This is a genomic window from Pseudothauera rhizosphaerae (genome assembly GCF_004801305.1).
GTDB classification, from domain to species: Bacteria; Pseudomonadota; Gammaproteobacteria; order Burkholderiales; family Rhodocyclaceae; genus Pseudothauera; species Pseudothauera rhizosphaerae.
Genome location: NZ_SSOD01000001.1, coordinates 298128 through 316993, shown reverse-complemented (window position 1 = coordinate 316993; position 18866 = coordinate 298128). Strand labels below are relative to the sequence as shown.

At 69.3% G+C, this 18866-nt stretch carries 20 protein-coding genes; 16 read left to right on the top strand and 4 right to left on the bottom strand.

Annotated elements, in window-relative coordinates:
* Positions 1-39: 39 nt before the first annotated feature.
* The 4 genes from E6O51_RS01530 to E6O51_RS01515 all read right to left on the bottom strand — a co-directional run bounded on the left by E6O51_RS01530 (position 40) and on the right by E6O51_RS01515 (position 3737).
* Positions 40-834, bottom strand: coding sequence for an ABC transporter ATP-binding protein (locus tag E6O51_RS01530; protein WP_136383202.1), 795 nt, complete (start codon positions 832-834; stop codon positions 40-42).
* Positions 831-1856: an ABC transporter substrate-binding protein gene (locus tag E6O51_RS01525; protein ID WP_136383201.1), complete on the bottom strand. Its 1026-nt coding sequence runs from the start codon at positions 1854-1856 to the stop codon at positions 831-833. Before E6O51_RS01525 ends, E6O51_RS01530 begins: the two co-directional genes overlap by 4 nt.
* A 270-nt stretch (positions 1857-2126) precedes the next feature.
* Positions 2127-3404: an NAD(P)/FAD-dependent oxidoreductase gene (locus E6O51_RS01520; RefSeq protein WP_136383200.1), complete on the bottom strand. Its 1278-nt coding sequence runs from the start codon at positions 3402-3404 to the stop codon at positions 2127-2129.
* Positions 3405-3422: 18 nt separating this feature from the next.
* Entirely contained in the window at positions 3423-3737 is a 315-nt protein-coding gene (locus E6O51_RS01515) for a c-type cytochrome (RefSeq protein WP_136383199.1), read from the bottom strand.
* A gap of 305 nt (positions 3738-4042) precedes the next feature.
* Here E6O51_RS01515 and E6O51_RS01510 point away from each other — a divergent pair, with 305 nt between their 5' ends.
* The 16 genes from E6O51_RS01510 (at position 4043) to E6O51_RS01435 (ending at position 18854) form a co-directional block, all read left to right on the top strand.
* The gene (locus E6O51_RS01510) at positions 4043-4381 is read left to right on the top strand and encodes a DUF2325 domain-containing protein (protein WP_168735149.1); all 339 of its coding nucleotides are present in this window, start codon (positions 4043-4045) and stop codon (positions 4379-4381) included.
* A 27-nt stretch (positions 4382-4408) separates the two neighbouring features.
* Positions 4409-4624 carry a TOBE domain-containing protein gene (locus E6O51_RS01505; RefSeq protein ID WP_136383198.1) on the top strand — a complete coding sequence of 72 codons (216 nt, stop codon included), beginning with the start codon at positions 4409-4411 and terminating at the stop codon, positions 4622-4624.
* Positions 4625-4710: 86 nt separating this feature from the next.
* Positions 4711-5718 (top strand): sulfonate ABC transporter substrate-binding protein, encoded by a 1008-nt coding sequence (locus E6O51_RS01500; RefSeq protein ID WP_136383197.1) that lies wholly within the window; start codon positions 4711-4713, stop codon positions 5716-5718.
* A gap of 16 nt (positions 5719-5734) precedes the next feature.
* On the top strand, positions 5735-6901 hold the full coding sequence (gene ssuD / locus E6O51_RS01495; RefSeq protein ID WP_136383196.1) for an FMNH2-dependent alkanesulfonate monooxygenase: 1167 nt from the start codon (positions 5735-5737) through the stop codon (positions 6899-6901).
* 216 nt (positions 6902-7117) lie between these two features.
* A complete protein-coding gene (locus E6O51_RS01490) occupies positions 7118-7990 on the top strand; it encodes a TauD/TfdA dioxygenase family protein (RefSeq protein ID WP_136383195.1) in 873 nt (290 codons plus the stop codon).
* Positions 7991-8007: 17 nt separating this feature from the next.
* Complete coding sequence (gene ssuC, locus E6O51_RS01485; protein ID WP_136383194.1) at positions 8008-8793, top strand: aliphatic sulfonate ABC transporter permease SsuC; 786 nt, start codon at positions 8008-8010, stop codon at positions 8791-8793.
* A gap of 16 nt (positions 8794-8809) precedes the next feature.
* On the top strand, positions 8810-9838 hold the full coding sequence (locus E6O51_RS01480; protein WP_136383193.1) for an ATP-binding cassette domain-containing protein: 1029 nt from the start codon (positions 8810-8812) through the stop codon (positions 9836-9838).
* A 37-nt stretch (positions 9839-9875) separates the two neighbouring features.
* The gene (locus E6O51_RS01475) at positions 9876-11309 is read left to right on the top strand and encodes an amidase family protein (protein ID WP_136383192.1); all 1434 of its coding nucleotides are present in this window, start codon (positions 9876-9878) and stop codon (positions 11307-11309) included.
* Between the two features lie 51 nt (positions 11310-11360).
* Complete coding sequence (locus E6O51_RS01470; protein WP_168735148.1) at positions 11361-11780, top strand: DUF2946 family protein; 420 nt, start codon at positions 11361-11363, stop codon at positions 11778-11780.
* A 212-nt stretch (positions 11781-11992) separates the two neighbouring features.
* Positions 11993-12493 carry a heavy metal-responsive transcriptional regulator gene (locus tag E6O51_RS01465; protein WP_136383190.1) on the top strand — a complete coding sequence of 167 codons (501 nt, stop codon included), beginning with the start codon at positions 11993-11995 and terminating at the stop codon, positions 12491-12493.
* Between the two features lie 86 nt (positions 12494-12579).
* Positions 12580-12789: a heavy-metal-associated domain-containing protein gene (locus tag E6O51_RS01460; RefSeq protein ID WP_136383189.1), complete on the top strand. Its 210-nt coding sequence runs from the start codon at positions 12580-12582 to the stop codon at positions 12787-12789.
* 74 nt (positions 12790-12863) lie between these two features.
* A complete protein-coding gene (locus tag E6O51_RS01455) occupies positions 12864-15065 on the top strand; it encodes a TonB-dependent siderophore receptor (RefSeq protein WP_136383188.1) in 2202 nt (733 codons plus the stop codon).
* Complete coding sequence (locus tag E6O51_RS01450) at positions 15052-16833, top strand: ABC transporter ATP-binding protein/permease (RefSeq protein WP_230976664.1); 1782 nt, start codon at positions 15052-15054, stop codon at positions 16831-16833. Before E6O51_RS01455 ends, E6O51_RS01450 begins: the two co-directional genes overlap by 14 nt.
* A gap of 139 nt (positions 16834-16972) precedes the next feature.
* A complete protein-coding gene (locus E6O51_RS01445) occupies positions 16973-17704 on the top strand; it encodes an energy transducer TonB (RefSeq protein ID WP_230976663.1) in 732 nt (243 codons plus the stop codon).
* A gap of 2 nt (positions 17705-17706) precedes the next feature.
* A complete protein-coding gene (locus E6O51_RS01440) occupies positions 17707-18426 on the top strand; it encodes a MotA/TolQ/ExbB proton channel family protein (protein ID WP_136383186.1) in 720 nt (239 codons plus the stop codon).
* Entirely contained in the window at positions 18426-18854 is a 429-nt protein-coding gene (locus E6O51_RS01435) for an ExbD/TolR family protein (RefSeq protein ID WP_136383185.1), read from the top strand. Before E6O51_RS01440 ends, E6O51_RS01435 begins: the two co-directional genes overlap by 1 nt.
* Positions 18855-18866: the final 12 nt, after the last annotated feature.

Genomic DNA, 18866 nt, shown 5'->3' with positions numbered 1-18866 from the left:
TTCAACTGCTTGCTCGATGCAAAAAAGCGAGGCCGCGGGTCAGGCGGCTTCGAGATGCGCCAGGGTGTCGGCGTCGAGGGCGTCGGCGATCTCCTCGCGCAGATGGTGGAAACCCGCGTCCTTGAACAGCGCGGCGCGCTGGCGCGGGCGGTCGAAGGCCACCGGGTATTCGGCGATGACGCGCCCCGGGTTGGCGCCCATGACCGCGACGCGGTCGGCCAGCAGCAGGGCCTCGTCCACGTCGTGGGTGACGAACACCACGGTGCGCCGCGGGCTGCTGCCCCGCCAGACCTCGACCAGCAGGTCCTGCAGGCGCGCGCGGTTGATCGGATCGAGCGCGCCGAAGGGCTCGTCCATCAGCAGGAAGGGCGACTCCAGCGCCAGCGCGCGGGCGATCGCCGCGCGCTGCTGCATGCCGCCGGACAGTTCGAAGGGATGGTGGCGGCCGACCTCGCCCAGGCCGACGCGGGCCAGTTGCGCCTGCGCCCGCTCCCGGCGTTCACCGCGGGACAGCGTCGGATGCGCCTTGGCGACCGCTTCGGCGACGTTGTCGACGACCGTCATCCACGGAAACAGCGCGTAGTGCTGGAACACCACCGCGCGGTCGGTGCCGGGGCCGGCCACCGGCCGGCCGCCGGCCGACACCAGGCCGGCCGTGGGCGCCTCCAGCCCCGCGATGAGCCGCAGCAGCGTGGACTTGCCCGATCCGCTGGGCCCGAGCAGGGCCAGGAATTCGCCTTCATGCACCGACAGGTCGATGCCGTCGAGAATCGTGGCATCGCCGTAGGCGAACTTCAGCCGCTCGATGCGCAGCGAATGGCCGGCGTGGGTCACAGGGTGTTCCTCGCCGCGACTTCCTTCAGGCGTTCCTGCCAGAAGGGTTCGTTGGGCTGCTCGGCGGCCAGGCTCTTCAGCGCGCGGTCGTAGACGTCGAGGGCGAAGATGGGCCCGAGCTGGCGGGTGGAATCGATGAATTCGGAGGCCAGCAGCGTATCCCAGAACTTGGTCGTGCCCTTCACGTTGGCGTCGGAGCGCTGGTCCAGGTAGGGCGAGTAGTAGCCGGCTTCGAGGATGTCGCGGTCGAGCTTGACGTACTTGCCGATGGCGTCGATGGTTTCCTTGCGGTGGCCGGCGGTGTACTGCTCGGCACGCAGGATGGCGCGCAGGAACTTCTCCAGCGTGGCCGGGTTGTTGAGCTTGTCGGACTTCACCACCAGGCGGCAGCACGGGTGGCCGGGCTGCAGTTCGGTGGAGCGGATCACCACCTTCAGGCCCTGGCGTTCGGCGCGGATGTCGTGGGGACCCCACACCACGCCGGCGTCCACCTGGCCGGACTTGACCGCTTCGATCACGGCCGGCGGGTTCTTCAGTTCAAAGATCTGGGTCTGGGTCTTCCAGTCGATCTTGGCGTCCTTGAGCGCGCCGCGCAGCACGGCGTCGCCGGTCGCCAGGCGGATGGTGGCGATCTTCTTGCCCTTCAGGTCGGCGATGGTGCGCACCTTGCCGGCGTTCTCCGGCGTGACGACGATGGCCGCGTCTTCGCCCATGATGCCGCCGATGATCTTCAGGTCGGCGCCGCGGGCGTAGTGCACCAGCGGCGCGGTGGTGCCGAAGGCGCCGATGTCGAGCTTGCCGGAGGTGACCGCGTGCAGGCCGTCGGCGGAGTTGACGAACTCGACCAGTTCGACCTCCAGCCCTTCCTGCTTGAAGAAGCCCTGCTCCTGGGCGACGAAGAACTTGGCGTGGCCGGTCACCGGCAGGTAGCCGACCTTCAGTTGCTCGGCCTGGGCCAGGCCGGCGGCCGCGGCGAGAGACAGCGCAGCCAGTCCGGCGCGCAGCAAGCGGGTTGCTTTCATCGTCTATCCTTTGTCAATGGAAATAGGCGCCGCACGATGCAGCGCAGCAATGGCGGATGTTAAGAAGCGGTTCCGCTATAGCGAACCAAGAAAAATTCAGTTGGAAATCAGAAAAAAGACATAGGCCGGCCCAAGGGGCGGATTAGCAGGTTCCTTCCCCTTGAAGGGGAGGGAGGTTTCATGCCGTTCCATCGCCTATCGGCGCCCCCATGGCTTGCAGACGAAAAGGGGCGCCCGGAAAGGCGCCCCTCGTGAAACGAACGGCTCGTCCTACAGCAGCGCGTCGGCCCAGATGTTCTTCGCCCATGCGTGCGCGTACTTGCCTTCCAGCTCGTTGGCGGCCGACGACAGCCCGCCCGCGCCCTGCACGGCCACCAGCGTCTTCTTTTCGGCGTCGTACTTGTGCACCGAGGCCACGTGCACCACGTCGGTGTCCGAGACGAAGCTGTAGCAGGTGTTGGCGATGATGGGGCTGGGGTTCACCGCGCGCCCGGTCAGCAGCGCGATCACCGCATCGGCCGCGATCTTGGCGTGGTTGTTGGCCATGAAGCCGGACTTGGGCATGCCCGGTGCGGACAGGGTGGCGTCGCCGAGCACGTGGATGCCCTTGACCGCGAGGGACTCGGTGGTCAGCCAGTCGATGCCGGCCCAGCGGTTGTTGGCGGTGATCAGCCCGGCCTGCTTGGCGATGTCGCCGGCGCGCTGCGGCGGCACCACGTTGAGCACGTCGGCCTTGACGTCGCCGCTCACCAGCTTCGCCGTCAGCGTGCGCGCATCCACGTCGATCAGCTCGCTGTTGGGGCGGTACTCGACGATGCCCGGGTAGCGCTCGTTCCACGCCTTGAGGAACAGCCCCTTCTTGGAGGTGATGTCCGGGTTGGAGTCGAGGATCAGCACCTTGGAGCGAGGCTTGTGCTGCTTGAAGTAGAAGGCCACCTGGGCGGCGCGCTCGTAGGGCCCCGGCGGGCAGCGGTAGGGCGCCTTGGGGATGTGCAGCGCGTACACGCCGCCGTCGCGGATGGCTTCGAGCTGCTTGCGCAGGGCCACCGTCTGCGGGCCGGCCTTCCACGCGTGCAGCACGCGGGCCTGGGCGTCGGCGCCGGCCAGGCCGGGGATGTCGTCGTACAGGAACTCGATGCCCGGGGAGACGATCAGGCGGTCGTAGGCGAGCGGGTCGCCGTTCGCCAGGCGCACCTGGCGCTTGTCCGGGTCCACGGCGGTGGCGGTGTCGCGCACCAGCTTCACGCCGTAGCGCTTCACCAGGGCGTCGTAGCCGGTGGTCAGGTCCTCGATCGTGCGGCTGCCGCCCAGCACCAGGTTGGACAGGGGGCAGGACACGAAGGCCGGGTTGCGTTCCACCAGGACGACCTCGATCTCGGGCGCCCACAGGCGGAGGTACTTGGCCGCCGTGGCGCCGCCGTAGCCGCCGCCGATCACCACCACGCGGGCGATGGGCTTGCCGCTGCCGGGAGTGGCACAGGCGGTCAGGGACAGGGCGCCGGCCGCGGCCGCGGCTTTCAGAAAGTCACGTCGATTGAATGCGGTCATGGTCTGGATTCCTTGCGGTCACGGGCGCTGGCGCGAGAAATAGGCGGCGAGGCGCTGCAGCTCCTCGTCGGTGTAGCCCTTGGCGTGCTGGTGCATCACCGTGGCCGGGCGGGAGCCGTCCTTGAACTCCTGCAACAGCTTGTAGAGCTTGTCGCCGGGTTCGCCGGCGATGGTCGGCACGCCGCCGGCGCTGGCGCCATGGGTGCCGTGGCAGGTGGCGCAGGCGGCCGCCCACACGCGCACTTGCGGGTCTTCCGCCCCGTGGGCGGCGCCCGCGCCCAGCACCGCGGCGCCCAGCAGGGCCGCGGTCAGGGTCCGGTTGGTTCTGGTCATGGGTCTTACTCCTGGCACTGGAAAAAACGGTTGCCGGGCGGCGGAACAAGCATCCGCGCGGCATTTGCCGGCAATGCTAGGGAGGCGGACGGCGGGCGGGAACGAAGGAATCGTGAAATGTATAGCACGAATAGTAATAAGAAGTGCTTTCCCACCCCATGGTGCAGGCCGCAAAAGATGCTTTATTGGAATATACATCTCAAAAAATAGTATTGGAGGTTATATCCACGTCGCTGCAGAGTGTATTCCGTGCCGCGGCGCACAAAAGACGTGCGGGCCGCCGGCGGGATCTGGGGAGAGCGTCGATGAGAGCATTGGTGGTAGGGGCGGACCGGGTGCGCCCGATCTGTGCCGAACTGGAGCAGACCTCGCCCTTGGGCGTGACCTGCACCGAGTGCTGGTCCGGCCGCCAGCCCGGCGACGCGCGGCGCCCGCTGCCGGCCGACACGCGCGTGGTGGTGGTGCTGTGCGACCGGGTCAATCACAACCTGCTGTTCAGCGTGCGCCGCCAGGCCGAGGGCCGCGGCGTACCGGTGGTGTATTGCCGCCATTCGCTGGTGGACGTGCGCGCCAAGATCGCCCGTCTGGTCGTGGCCGACGCCGAGCGGCGCGAGCGCACTGGCGAAGTGCGCCGGCGCGCCTGAACCCGAACGAATCCAGGAGAGAAGTTCATGAGCATCCATTCCATCAACGTGCGCAACCAGTTCCGCGGCCGCATCAAGGAAATCATCCACGGCCCGGTGGTCTCCGAGATCGACGTGGAGACGCCCCACGGCATCGTCACCTCGGTGATCACCACGCGCTCGGTCGAGGAACTCGGCCTCAAGCCCGGCACCGAGGTGGTGGCGCTGGTGAAGTCCACCGAAGTGGCGATCGCCAAGATCTGAACCGGATTTTCATGCCGTACGCCGATGTCCCCGCCGCCGGGGTGGGGGGATCGGCCCGTCCATCGACACAAAGGGGAGTGAGCAATATGAGCATCGGGAATCTTTCGCTGCGCGGGCTGGCCGCGCGTCTGGGCATAGTCGCGGCGGCGGCGCTGGGCATCCTGGGCAGCACCCAGGTGCACGCCCAGCAGGACAAGGAATTCCGCATCGGCTGGCAGAAGGGCGCCAGCATCGCGCTGGTCAAGGCGCTCGGCTATCTGGATGAAAGGCTGACCCGCGAAGGTGTCAAGGTGCGCTGGATCGAGTTCACCGCCGGCCCGCAGATGCTGGAAGGGCTCAACGTCGGCAGCATCGACTTTGCCTCGGTCGGGGAAACGCCGCCGGTGTTCGCCCAGGCGGCCGGGGCCAATCTGGTTTACGTCGGCAACGAGCCGGCGGCGCCGCGTGCGGAAAAGCTGCTGGTGCCGAAGAACTCGCCGATCAAGTCGGTGAAGGAACTGAAGGGCAAGCGCATCGCGCTCAACAAGGGCTCCAACGTGCATTACCTGCTGGTGAAGCTGCTGGAACGCGAGGGCCTGAAGTATTCCGACGTGAAGGTTGCCTTCCTGCCGCCGGCCGATGCGCGCGCGGCCTTCGAAAGCGGGTCGGTCGATGCCTGGGTGATCTGGGATCCGTTCGGCGCCGCGGCCGAGGCGCAGATCGGTGCGCGCATCCTCGCCGACGGCACCGGCGTGGTCAATAACTACATCTTTTACCTGGCTGCGCGGCCATTCGCCGAAAAGCATCCGGAGGTCCTCGTCTCGGCCATCGAGGAGGTCAACCGCAGCGGTGCGTGGACGGTTGCCAACTACGACGAGGCGGCCAGGATTCTCGCGCCGCAGATCGGCCTGACCCCGGAGATCGCCAGGGTTGCGGTGGAGCGCTACGCCTACGGGTTGAAGCCGCTGACCGCCGACGTGATCAGGCAGCAGCAGGAGATCGCCGACGTGTTCTTCGAGCTGAAGCTGATCCCGAAGAAGCTCGACGTGGCCTCCGTGGTGTGGCAGCCGAAGAAGCTGGACGTGGCTGCCACGGCCGGGCAGAAGAAGAACTGAGGTGGGAGCGCGCGACATGAGCGACAAGAAGCTGAACGTCTTCTGGTTCCTGCCCACCCACGGCGACGGTCGCTATCTGGGCAGCGCCAAGGAGGCGCGCGTGGTGGACCAGGCCTACCTGCAGCAGGTGGCCCAGGCCGCGGACAACCTGGGCTACGGCGGCGTGCTGATCCCCACCGGGCGCTTCTGCGAGGATTCGTGGATCGTCGCCTCCAGCCTGATCCCGGTCACCAAGCGGCTGAAGTTCCTGGTGGCGCTGCGCCCGGCCACCATCTCGCCGACCGTGGCCGCGCGCCAGGCGGCGACGCTGGACCGCCTCTCCGGCGGGCGGCTGCTGGTGAACATCGTGGCCGGGGGCGACGCGGACGACCTGGCCGGGGACGGCATCTTCCTCGGCCACGACGAGCGCTACGACCACGCCGACGAGTTCATCGAAGTGTGGAAGCGCGTGCTGTCCGGCGAGACGGTGGATTTCGACGGCAAACACGTTCAGGTCAAGGGCGCGCGCCAGCTCTTCCCGCCGGTGCAGCAGCCCCATCCGCCGCTGTTCTTCGGCGGCTCCTCGGACCGCGCCCACGACACCGCGGCCAAGCACGTGGAGCTGTATCTGTCCTGGGGCGAGCCGCCCGACGAGGTGGCGCGCAAGTTCGCCGACGTGAAGAAGCGCGCGGAGAAGGAAGGCCGCCAGGTGCGCTTCGGCGTACGCCTGCACGTGATCCCGCGGGAGACCGAGGCCGAGGCCTGGGCCGCGGCCGACCGCCTGATCAGCGAACTGGACGACGAAACCATCGCCGGCGCGCAGCAGACCCTGGGGCGCATGGACTCCGAAGGCCAGCGCCGCATGCGCGAACTGCACGGCGGGCGGCGCGACAAGCTGGAAGTCTCCCCCAACCTGTGGGCCGGCGTCGGCCTGGTGCGCGGCGGGGCCGGCACCGCCCTGGTGGGCGACGGCAAGATCATCGCCGAACGGCTCAAGGAATACGCCGCCATCGGCGCCGACACCTTCGTGCTGTCCGGCTACCCCCACCTGGAGGAAGCCTACCGCTTCGCCGAACTGGTGTTCCCGCACCTGCCCCTGGCCGGCAGCGGGGACAACGTGGTCGGGCTGCGCACGCCCAAGCTGGTCAGCCCCTTCGGCGAGATCGTCGCCCACGACCGCTTTCCGAAGGCGGCGCAGAGCTAGGGGCTCCCGAGGTGCCGGCGCCTTAGTTCCTCCCCCTTCAAGGGGGAGGTTAGGAGGGGGATGGGTTTCGGTTCAGCACCGCAAGAAACCCATCCCCACCCCAACCCGGGAGCCTGCGCTTCGCTCCGTCGTTCAGCAGGCGGCAAGCATGCCTGCCGAAACCCCTGCTTCACCCCCTTGAAGGGGGGAGTACGTCATGAACCCAAGGAGCACCCCATGTCCGTTCGTGAAAACCCCGTCCCCGGCTACAAGCTGCTGGACCTCGAACCCTACACCCCCAACATCGGCGCCGTGATCCACGGCCTGGACCTGTCCCTGGGCGCGGACACTGCGCTGGCCGACGAGCTGCGCCGGGCGCTGGCGGAATTCCAGGTGCTGTTCCTGCGCCGCCAGACCCTGACCCCCGAGCGGCACGTCCAGGTGGCGCGCATCTTCGGCGATCCGGACAAGGCCAAGGCCTTTTTCCCCCGCCACGAGACCCAGAACCTGATCGAGCTGATCGAATCGAAGCCCGGCGGCCATCGCTACGGCACCGACGCCTGGCATGCGGACATCACCTTCCAGGCCAACCCGCCTACCGCGGTGGTGCTCTACTCCCGCGTGATCCCGGCCGTGGGCGGCGACACCGTGTGGTCGAGCGCCACGCGCGTCTACGATTCGCTGCCGGCCGAACTGCGTTCCTACCTGGAGACGCTGGAAGGCGTGCATTCCTTCGAGCACAGCGGCTGGCCGCGCTTCTTCCTGTCCCAGCCGGACGGCGAGGCGCTGTACCGCAAGGCGCGCGCCGAACACCTGCCGGTGGTGCATCCGGTGGTGCGCACCCACCCGGTCACGGGCCGGAAGCTGGTGTACGTGAACCCCAACTTCACCAGCCACATCAAGGGCCTGCCGCGCCAGGAGAGCGACCAGTTGCTGAACCTGCTGTTCGCCCGCTTCACCCGCCCGGACTTCCATGCCCGCCTGCGTTGGGAAAAGGACACCGTGGCGATCTGGGACAACCGCGCCACCGTGCACTACGCGGTCGCCGACTACGCCCCGCAGCACCGCCTGCTGCACCGCGTGACGGTGGGCGAAGAGCGCGCGTTCTGACGCCGGGGGATGGTGCAGTGAGTGCAAACGTCAATTGGCGCCGCGGCGCCCGCCAACTGCTGCCGTGGGCGGTGCCCATCGGCCTGCTCGTGGTGTGGCAACTGGCCGCCCAACTGGGATGGCTGTCCACCCGCGTGGCGCCGGCGCCTTTCGATGTACTGCGCGCCGGCTGGGAGCTGGCCGCCAGCGGAGAACTCTTCGTCCACCTGTGGGCGAGCTTCGTGCGGGCGGCCATCGGCTTCGCCATCGGCGGCGGCCTGGGGCTGGCCTTCGGCCTGCTCAACGGCGGCTTCCGCGTCTTCGAGCAGCTCTTCGATACCTCCATCCAGATGGTGCGCAACGTGCCGCACCTGGCGCTGATCCCGCTGGTGATCCTGTGGTTCGGCATCGATGAGGGCGGCAAGCTGTTCCTGGTCGCGCTGGGCACGCTGTTCCCCATCTACCTGAACACCTTCCACGGCATCCGCTCGGTGGACGCCGGGCTGGTGGAGATGGGGCGCTCCTACGGCCTCTCGAACTGGCAGCTCTTCCGCCGCGTGATCCTGCCCGGCGCGCTGCCCAACATCCTGGTGGGCGTGCGCTACGCGCTGGGCTTCATGTGGCTGACGCTGATCGTCGCGGAGACCATCTCCGCCACCTCCGGCATCGGCTACATGGCGATGAACGCGCGCGAGTTCCTGCAGACCGACGTGGTGGTGCTGGCGATCCTGCTCTACGCCCTGCTGGGCAAGGCCGCCGACGTGGCCGCCCGCGCCCTGGAGCGGCGCTGGCTGCGCTGGAACACCGGCTTCCAGCCGGCATGAAGGAGAAACGACGACGATGACCGCCCCCAACCAGGAAGAACTCGCCCGCGTGGCCGAGTCCGCCACCCTTTCCACCGCTCTTTCCACCACTCGTCCCGCCAGCGGGCTGGCCCTGCAACTGGACGCCGTGCAGCGCCGCTTCGGCGAACGCGTGGTGCTGGACGATCTCTCCATCTCCTTCGCGGCCGGCGAATTCGTCACCGTGGTGGGCAAGAGCGGCTGCGGCAAGAGCACGCTGCTGCGCCTGCTGGCGGGGCTGGACGCGGCCGACGGCGGCCGCATCGAGTCCGACGGCCGTGCGCTTGCGAGCCTCAAGGAAGACGTGCGCATCATGTACCAGGACGCCCGCCTGCTGCCCTGGCAGAGCGTGGCCGACAACGTGGCCCTGGGGCTGCCCGGCCGCCGTGCCACCGTGCGCGCCCTGGCCCTGGAAGCCCTGGCCCAGGTTGGCCTCGCCGACCGCGCGGACGAATGGCCCAGCCAGCTCTCCGGCGGCCAGCGCCAGCGCGTGGCCCTGGCGCGCGCGCTGGTACACCGCCCGCGCCTCTTGCTGCTGGACGAACCCCTGGGCGCCCTGGACGCGCTGACCCGCATCGAGATGCACCGCCTGATCGAGCAGATCTGGCGCGAGCATCGCTTCACCGCGGTGCTGGTGACCCACGACGTCAGCGAGGCGGTCGCCCTGGCGGACCGCATCGTGCTGATCGAGGACGGCCGCATCGCGCTGGACCAGGCCGTGGATCTGGCACGCCCGCGCTCCCGCGGCGACGCCGCCTTCGCCGCCCTCGAAGGCCGCGTGCTCGACCGCCTGCTGGCCGTGCAGGCGCTCAACCCGCGCAACCAGATCCGCGGCCGGGTGAGCGCGATCCGCGTCGGCGACGTGCTGGCCGAAGTGGAGGTCGCGGTTACCGACGTGTTCGGCAACCCCGGCACGGTCGTGTCCACGCTCACCGCGCGCAACCTGCAGGAGCACGCGCTGGAAGTCGGCGCCGAGGTGCTGGCGGTGTTCAAGTCCAACGAGGTAGCGCTGGCTACCCCGCGCTGACGGCGGTGCCCGCCGGCGGAGCCGGCGAGGAAACGGCATGTCCACCCATCCGGATCTCTGGCGCCTGTCCGCCGCCGAAATCGCCGCCCTGGTCCATCGCCGGGACGTCAGCGCCGAAGCGATCGCTTCGGCGGCACTGGCGCGCCTGGAGGAGGCCAACCCGGCCATCAACGCCATCGTCGAGCACCGCCCGGAGGAAACCCTGGCCCGCGCCCGTGCCGTCGACCGGGCCCTGGCGCGGGGCGAGGCGGTCGGCCCGCTGGCCGGCGTGCCGGTCACCATCAAGATCAACCTGGACCAGGCGGGCTACGCCACCTCCAACGGCCTGCGGACCCAGCGCGACCTCGTCGCCCGCGAGAACAACCCGGTGGTGGATGGTCTGCTGGCCTCCGGCGCCGTGCCGCTGGGGCGCAGCAACGCGCCGGCCTTCAGCTACCGCTGGTTCACCGACAATCTGCTGCACGGCGCCACCCGCAACCCGCGCAATCCGGCGCTGACGCCGGGCGGCTCCTCGGGCGGCGCGGCGGCGGCGCTGGCGGTGGGCATCGGCGCCATCGCGCACGGCAGCGACATCGCCGGATCGATCCGCTACCCGGCCTACGCCAGCGGCGTGCACGGCCTGCGGCCGACGCCGGGCCGGGTCGCGGTGCATAACGCCACCGCCGTCCAGGGGCGCAGCATCGGTGTGCAGATCATGGCCGTATCCGGGCCGCTGGCGCGCACCGTCGCCGACCTCCGCCTGGGCCTGCATGCCATGGCCCGCCCCGACGTCCGCGATCCCTGGTGGGTGCCGGCGCCGCTGCAGGGGCCGCCCGTGCCGCACCGCGCCGCGCTGTGCCTGGCCCCGGACGGCATGGACACGGCCGCGGAGATCCGCGCCGCGCTGCTCGACGCGGCCGACAAGCTGCGCGACGCCGGCTGGACCGTGGACGAGGTGGACGCCCTGCCGCCCCTGCGCGAGGCGGTGCCCATCCAGATCGCCCTGTGGATGGGCGGCGACTACGACAACCTGCTCGCCGCCGCGCGGCGCGAAGGCGATCCGGGCGCCATCGACGCACTGGCCGGGCAGGAGGACTTCATCCGCGGCCTCGGACTGCAGGACTACGCCCGGGCCCTCACCCGGCGGGAGATCGTCGCGCGGGCGTGGGCGCTGTTCGTCGAACGCTATCCGGTCGTGCTGCTGCCCAACTCCGCCGAGCTGCCCTTCCCCGACGGCCTCGACCTGCAGGGCCCGGAAGCCTACCGCCGCGTGTGGAACGCGCAACTGCCGATGATCGCCCTGCCCGTCACCGGCCTGCCGGCCCTGACCCTGAGCACCGGCCTGCTGCGGGACGGCACGCCGGTCGGCGTGCAGATCGTCGCCGGGCGCTTCCGCGAAGACCTGTGCCTGGAGGCGGCCGCCGCCATCGAGGCACGCGGCGCGGCCATTCCCCTCGCCGCGGCGCCGCCGTTGCCCCAATCCGTGTCGTGACATGATCCAGCTCAATGCTTCCGAGGGCGCGTCCTTGCTATCCTTGCGTCCGTGAAACCGAGCGGCGCACTGACTTCCCGGCAATGGCGGCTGGCCTTCAGGCTGGCGCTGCTTGCCGTCCTCGCGCACTGGCTGCTGGGTTTCGCCGCGGCCCAGCACTGGGCCCGCATGCTGGGTGCAAGCCCCGCAGCCTGGGCCGACATCTGCTCGCCCAGCGGCATCCAGTACGGTGCCGCCGATCTTCCGTTCGCCGCGTCGTCCCCCGGCGATGAAGAGGGCACGCGCCTGGCCGGCGGCACGTACTGCGCGGTGTGCGCGGCCACGCTGTCCGCGCCGCTGCCCGCGCCCACCGCACAGGCGGCCGTCCCGGCCGCTGCCGGGCCGGTGCGGGCGGGCCTGCCGTCCGTCTCCGCACTGCCTTCCCCGGCACTGCTGCGTCCGCCGCCGCGCGGACCTCCCGTCATCTCCTGACGCCTTTCCTTCGCCCGTTCCACTGATGCCGCCGGCCCCATGGCCGGTGCGCATCCGCGCAGCCATGCGCCGCGGCGACCGGTTCGTGCACGCCGTTTCCGCCGGCGCCGCACGGGCGGCATTGCCCGCGGTGCAAAGGGGAGTCCGGCTGATTTGCTTAGCAGGAATCGGTTGTTGACTCTGGAGTTCGGTCAGTTCTTACGCTGGATCCCATGAATATTCGCCACGCCACGTCCCACTTCACGATCGGCACGCTGTCCCGCGAGACGGGCGTGCCGGTCGACACCCTGCGCTTCTACGAGCGCGAGGGGCTGTTGCCGGCGGCGCGGCGGCGCTCGTCCGGTTACCGCGAGTACGACGACGAGGCGGTCAAGCGCGTGCGCTTCATCCTGCGCGCCAAGGAACTGGGGTTCAGCCTGGACGAGATCGCCGATCTGCTGAACTTCTCGGCCGATCCCGAGCACGGCGTGCAAGGCGTCAAGGCCAGGGCCAGCGCACGCCTGGCGGAAATCGAGCGGCAGATCGCCCACCTCGACACCATCCGCCAGCGGCTGACGCGACTGGTGGCCGCCTGCCCGGGCAGCGGTTCCCCGGAGTGCTGCCCGATCCTGGCCGACATACGGGCCGAGGAACAAGGTTCCGGCACGGCGGCCGCCGGATCGTCCTGCTGCGGTAACGGCGCTGCAGGGCGTTCCGATGCGGACAAGGGATGAGCGGGCCGCCCGTCGCCCGCACGCGCTTCGGCAGGTCGGGAGGCATGGTGGTTTCATCAACGCAGAAACATGACGGGGGGATTCATATGAGTTCGATAGTGCTGACCGTGGATGGCATGAAATGTGGTGGTTGCTCCGGGCGCCTGAAGCGCGTGCTGGAGGAAAGCGACGGCATCCATGCCGCCGAAGCCGTGCTCGAAACCCGCCGCGTCACGGTGGATTTCGACGAACGGCGGGTCGATCCGCAGGCCATCCGGCAACGCATCGAGGACAGCGGCTTCTCCGTGGTGGGGTAGGCCGCGTTGCAACCGGCATGCGGCGCGGCGGGGAGCCGTGCCGCATGTACGCAAACATGTTCAGGGAGTAGCTCATGCAGTACAAGAAAGCATCCAAAGGGGAATCCGTTCGTCGCCATTGCGCGCTGCCGCGCCTGCGCATCGTCGCAGCCATGCTGCTGATGGCGCAGGCCCAGGCCGGCCTGGCCCAATCGACGGACGGGACGGATGAAAAGGCGGACGGGAGCGCGCCCAAGCTGCTCGCGCCGGTCCTGGTCGAGGACGAGGCGGTGGGGGGCTACGTGGAAAGGGCCTCGGTCGGCAAGGTGCCCCTGACGGCACGGGAGATTCCCCAGTCGGTCTCCGTGCTGACCCGCAAGCAGATGGACGACCAGGACATGGTCACCATCACCGAGGCGATGCGCCAGGTGACCGGCGTCAACGTCATCGCCAACGATACGGTGAACAACCAGTATTTCGTCCGCGGCTACGGGCTCGGCGTCATGTATGACGGCGTACCCTCCTACAACGGCATGACCCCCTCGCACCAGCTCGACCTGGCTGCCTATGAACGCATTGAGGTGCTGCGCGGGCCGGCGGGCGTTCTGCGCGGCTCGGGCGAACCCGGCGGCGTGGTCAACTTCGTCAAGAAGCGGCCGCAGGACAAGTTCGGCTTCTCGTGGGAAGCGAGCGCGGGATCGTGGGACAACTACCGCGCCGCGGGCGATGTCACCGGGCCGCTGAACCAGGACAAGACCCTGCGCGGGCGGCTGGTGGTCTCGAACGAGGACCGCCGCTATTTCTACGACCATACGCAGAGCAAAAAATGGCTGGGCCTGGCCGCTTTCGAATACGACGTCACGCCGCGGACGACCCTGTCCCTGTCCTTCGTCGCGCAGGACCAGGACGTGGATGCGCCGTGGTCCGGCCTGCCCGCCTCCAGGAACCCGGACGGCAACGGAGTGTATCCGCTGCTGGATGTGCCGCGCTCCACGTTCAACGCTCCGGACTGGGGCAGGATGCGCTATCAGACTGAGGAAACCACGGCCGGTGCCGAGCACCGCTTCGACAACGGCTGGGTGGCCAAGGCGGTCGTCAATCATCGGAAGCAGAACCAGTACTACAAGTACGCCTTCACTTCCACGGGCGTGCACCCGGTCACCAATCTCGTCGATTACAGAAGCTTCCGCGGCGACTATCACTACACCCGCGACGGCCTGGACCTGTATGCCAGCGGCCCGTTCGAGTTCCTGGGGCGGACCCACAACTTCCTCGTCGGCTGGAATACGGAGGTCTACAACAGCAAGGGGAAATTCGGCAACGGCCCCAACTTCACCAACATTCCCTTCGGCGACACCAGCAGCCTGATCGAGCCGACCATCAATTACGCCTCCGGCAGCGAGAGCGAAACGGCCCAGCACGGCCTCTACTCCCAACTGCGTCTGAGCGTGGCGGACCCCGTGACCCTGGTCTTGGGTGCGCGCACCACGACGTTCAAGGCCAAGACCCGCAACCGGGCGCCCTCGACGCCGACCGCATGGCGCGATGGCGCCGAGGCCGACGACGAGATCACGCCCTATGGCGCCTTGCTCTTCGACCTGAACCGGTACGTTACGCTGTACGGCAGCTACACGAGCATCTTCGTACCGCAGACCCAGTTGAAGGCCGACGGCGGCACGCTGGAACCGCGCACCGGCCACCAGTACGAACTAGGCAGCAAGGCAGAGTTCTTCGACGGCAAGCTTGCCGCATCGCTGGCCCTCTTCAACATCCGCGACAAGGACCGCGCCTATGCCGACCCCGATCGCCCGACCGACAACTTTTACCTCAATGCCGGTGAGATCGAGAGCAAGGGCTGGGAGGCCGAAGTCAGCGGTTCGCCCCTGCCGGGCCTGGACCTCGTTGCCGGCTATACCCGCCTGACCACGCGCTACCTGAAGGATCGGAACAACCAGGGGAAGGACTACTCCATCGCATCCCCCAAACATCAGTTCAAGCTGTGGGCCAACTACCGCTTCGCCCCGGACAGCGACCTGGCCGGCGTCAGCGTCGGTCTCGGCCTGCTGGCGCAGAGCAAGGCGCAAAGCTCGCGCGGCTGGCGCGACGAGCTGCTGAACAGCGGCTACGGCGTGGTGAATGGGCGCATCGCCTACCAGATCGACAAGACCTACTCGCTGAGCCTGCTGGTCAACAACCTGCTCGACCGTAAGTACTACGCTTCCGTCGGTACCCCGAGCATGTACAACTTCTACGGTGAACCGCGCAATTTCCTGCTGACGCTCCGTGCCCAGTACTGAAAACGTGATCGGCAACGACCGGGGCGGGGCCGACATGGTCCAGCCCGCAGCGGCCGCCGACGTCGCGCGGCGGCCGCTGCGCCAGTGGCTCGGCGGCGCCTGGCAGTTGCTGCGGCCCTACTGGGTGTCGGAGGACCGCTGGCCGGCGCGGGCGCTGCTCGCGCTGATCATCGCCACCGATCTGCTGCGCACCTATGTCGCGGTGCGCGTCACCTACTGGCAGCGCGACTACTGGGATGCGCTGGCGGCCCACGATGTCGGCGCGTTCTGGCAACTGATGTGGGTTTTCGTGGTCATAATTTGCTTTAGCAGCGTGTTCGACACCGCGCGCATCTGGTTCTTCCAGATGCTGGAAATGCGCTGGCGGGCCTGGCTGACCGAGGTCTTCGTCGGCCGCTGGCTGGATGACAGGGCGTTCTACCGCATCGCTCGCGCCGGCGGCATCGACAACCCGGACCAGCGTATCGGCGAGGACCTGCAACTGCTGGCGAGCGACAGCCTGCGCCTGTCGCTGGGCATGCTCGACAGCCTGGTCAAGCTGTTCTCCTACTCGGCGATCGTGTGGAGCCTGTCGGGCAGCCTGTCCTTTGCCCTGGGCGGCATCGGCATCGAGATTCCCGGCTACCTGCTGTGGGTGGCGGTGCTCTACGCGCTGCTCGGCTCGCTGCTGCTGGAGAAGATCGGCCATCCGCTGGTGCGGGTGGATTACCACCAGCAGCGCTGCGAGGCGCATTTCCGCTACCTGATGATGCGGGTGCGCGAGAACGCCGAGCAGATCGCTTTCTATTCCGGCGGCCGCGCCGAGACCGTGCGCCTGCGCGCCGCGTTCACGACCATCCGCGAGAACTGGCGGCGCATCATGGATTACACCAAGCGCATCACCCTGTTCCACGAAAGCTACATCGAGCTCGGCGCCTTCCTGCCGCTGCTGATCATCGGCCCGCGCTACTTCGCCGGGGCTATCACGCTGGGCGCGGTGCAACAACTGACGCTGTCCTTCTCCCGCGTGCGCGGGGCGCTGTCCTGGTTCATCTTCGCCTACAAGGATCTGGCCCTGCTGCGCTCGGCCTTCCAGCGCCTGCTCGAATTCGAGGCGGCGATGGGTGAGCCCGAGCAAAGCGGCATCGCCCTCGCGCGCAGTCCGCGGCCGGACAGCCTGCGGGTCGCCGCGCTGAACCTGCGGCTGCCGGACGGCACGCCGCTGGCGCACATCGACGACCTGGAGATGCGCGCCGGCGAACGCTGGCTGATCCGCGGCCCCTCCGGCGTCGGCAAGAGCACCCTGCTGCGCGCCCTGGCCGGGCTGTGGCCCCACGGCAGCGGCGAGATCGCCATGCCGGCGGGGCGGGAGATGTTCCTGCCCCAGCAGAGCTATCTGCCCATCGGTTCGTTGCGCGCCTGCCTGTGCTATCCCAGCGACGAGCAGTGGTTCGGCATCGGCGAGTGCATCGAGGTGCTGCGCGCGGTGCGCCTCGAATCCCTGGCCGACGAGCTGGACGTGCACGACAACTGGACCAAGCGCCTGTCGCCCGGCGAACAGCAGCGCCTGGCCTTCGCCCGCGTGCTGCTGCACAAGCCGGACTGGCTGTTCCTCGACGAGGCCACGGCCTCCCTCGACCCGCGCAACGAGGCGCTGCTGTACCGGCTGCTGATCGAGCGCCTGCCCGGCCTGACCGTGGTCAGCGTGGCCCACCGCGAAAGCCTCGCGGCTTTCCATACCAGGGTACTGGAGCTTGCCGATGGGCACGCACGCATTGCCGATCTTTGAGATGCCGGCAGGCGGGGGTTTCGTTGCCGGGCAAGGCCGGGCTGCGCCCGTCGGTGGCAACGCCCCCGCGGGCGGAGCACCGCCGCGGGAAGACGGTCGCGCGCCGCACTCGCGGTACGGCTTGCGGCGCGCGGGGGAGGTGAGGGCCGCCGGACGCTGTCTGGCCGCCCTGCTGGCCTTGGCGCTGCACGGTGCCGGCCTGCTGGCGATCCTCGCCACGTGGCCGGAGCGGCAGACGGCGGGGGAGAGCAGCGTGATTGAGGTTGCGCTGATCTCCGCCCCGCTGCCCGCGCCCACGCCGGCTCCCGCCCCGGCACCGCCAGCCGCCGCGCCGGCTCCGCCCGAACCCCGGGCGGTGGCGACCCCGCCGCGGAAACGGGCACCGGCCCCGGTGCGGAAGCCGGAGGCGAAGGTGGAAAAGCAGGCGGAGGCGGTGGAGACGCCTTCGCCGACCGCACTGACGGCGGCCGATTCCGCCGCCCCGCCGGAGGAGGCGGCACCGGCGCCCGCCGCGGCGGATGCCGCGCCGGCCCCCGCCGGCGGCGGCGTGCCGTCCGCTCGCGGCACGCCGGCGGACGAGGCCCTGGTGGCGCCGCGCTTCGACGCCGACTACCTGAGCAATCCCGCGCCGGCCTACCCGCTGCCCGCTCGCCGGCAGCGGCACGAAGGACAGGTCACGCTGCGGGTCGCCGTGTCCGCCGAGGGGCGGCCGCTGCGCATCGAGGTCGTCGCCGGCTCGGGTTCCGAGCACCTGGACCGGGCGGCGCGCGAGGCGGTGGCCGGCTGGCGCTTCGTCCCCGCGCGGCGGGGCGGCCGGGCCGTGGAGGCGGCCGTCCTGGTTCCCATCATCTTCAGACTTGGAGCACGTTGAGCATGGAAAGCGGTTCTTTTGGCCTGGCCCACCTGTGGGCGCAGTCGGACGCGGCGATCCGCGCGGTGGCGGCGATGCTGCTGTCGATGTCGGTCCTGAGCTGGTACCTGATCGGCCTGCGCGTGCTGCACTCGGTGCGCGGCCGGCGCAGCGTCCGCGCGGTGGACCGCTTCTGGGCGGAAACCTCGCTGGGCGCGGCGCTGGCGGTGCTCGACGCCGAGGCGCGGCATTCGTCCTTCGCGGCCCTGGCCCGCCAGGGCGTGGCGGCGGCCGAGCATCTGGGCCGCCCCGTGGATTCACGGACGCTGGCCGCGACCCTGGATGCGGACGAATTCCTCGTGCGCGCGCTGCGCCGCTCCATCGCCGCTTCCACCGCGCACCTGGAATCCGGCCTGACCGCGCTCGCGTCCATCGGCTCCACGGCGCCCTTCATCGGCCTGTTCGGCACCGTGTGGGGCATCTACCATGCGCTGGTGAACATCAGCGTTTCCGGCATGGCGACGCTGGACAAGGTGGCCGGGCCGGTGGGCGAGGCGCTGATCATGACCGCCTTCGGCCTGTTCGTGGCGATCCCGGCGGTGCTGGCGTACAACGCCGCCAGCCGGGCGAACCGCCTGGAACTGTCCGAACTCGACGCCTTCGCCCACGATCTGCATGCCTGGCTGACCACCGGCGCGCGGCTCGCCGCCGCACCCGTCCGTACCCCGCGGGGGCAGGACTGATGGCGTTCGGCGGTCTGGGTCCCGGCAGCGGGACGGAGCCCGTGCGCGAGATCAACATGGTGCCGCTGATCGACGTGATGCTGGTGCTGCTGATCGTGTTCATGATCACCGCGCCCCTGCTCACCCACGCGGTGCGCATCGACCTGCCCCAGGCCGCCGCCACGGCGGACCCGGAGCGGCCGGAAACCGTGACGCTCGCGCTCGACGCGCAGGACAGGCTGTACTGGAACGGCGAGGAACTGCCCGCGGAGGTGCTCGACGCCCGGCTGGCGCAGGCCGCCGCCGCGCAGCCGCAGCCGGAGCTGCACCTGCGCGCGGACCGCGCCACGCGCTACGAGCGGCTGGCCCAGGTGATGGCGGCGGCGCGCAACGCGGGTGTGAGGAAGATGGGCTTCGTCACCGTCGCGGGCGAAGGGGATGACTATTAACCCGGCAACCAT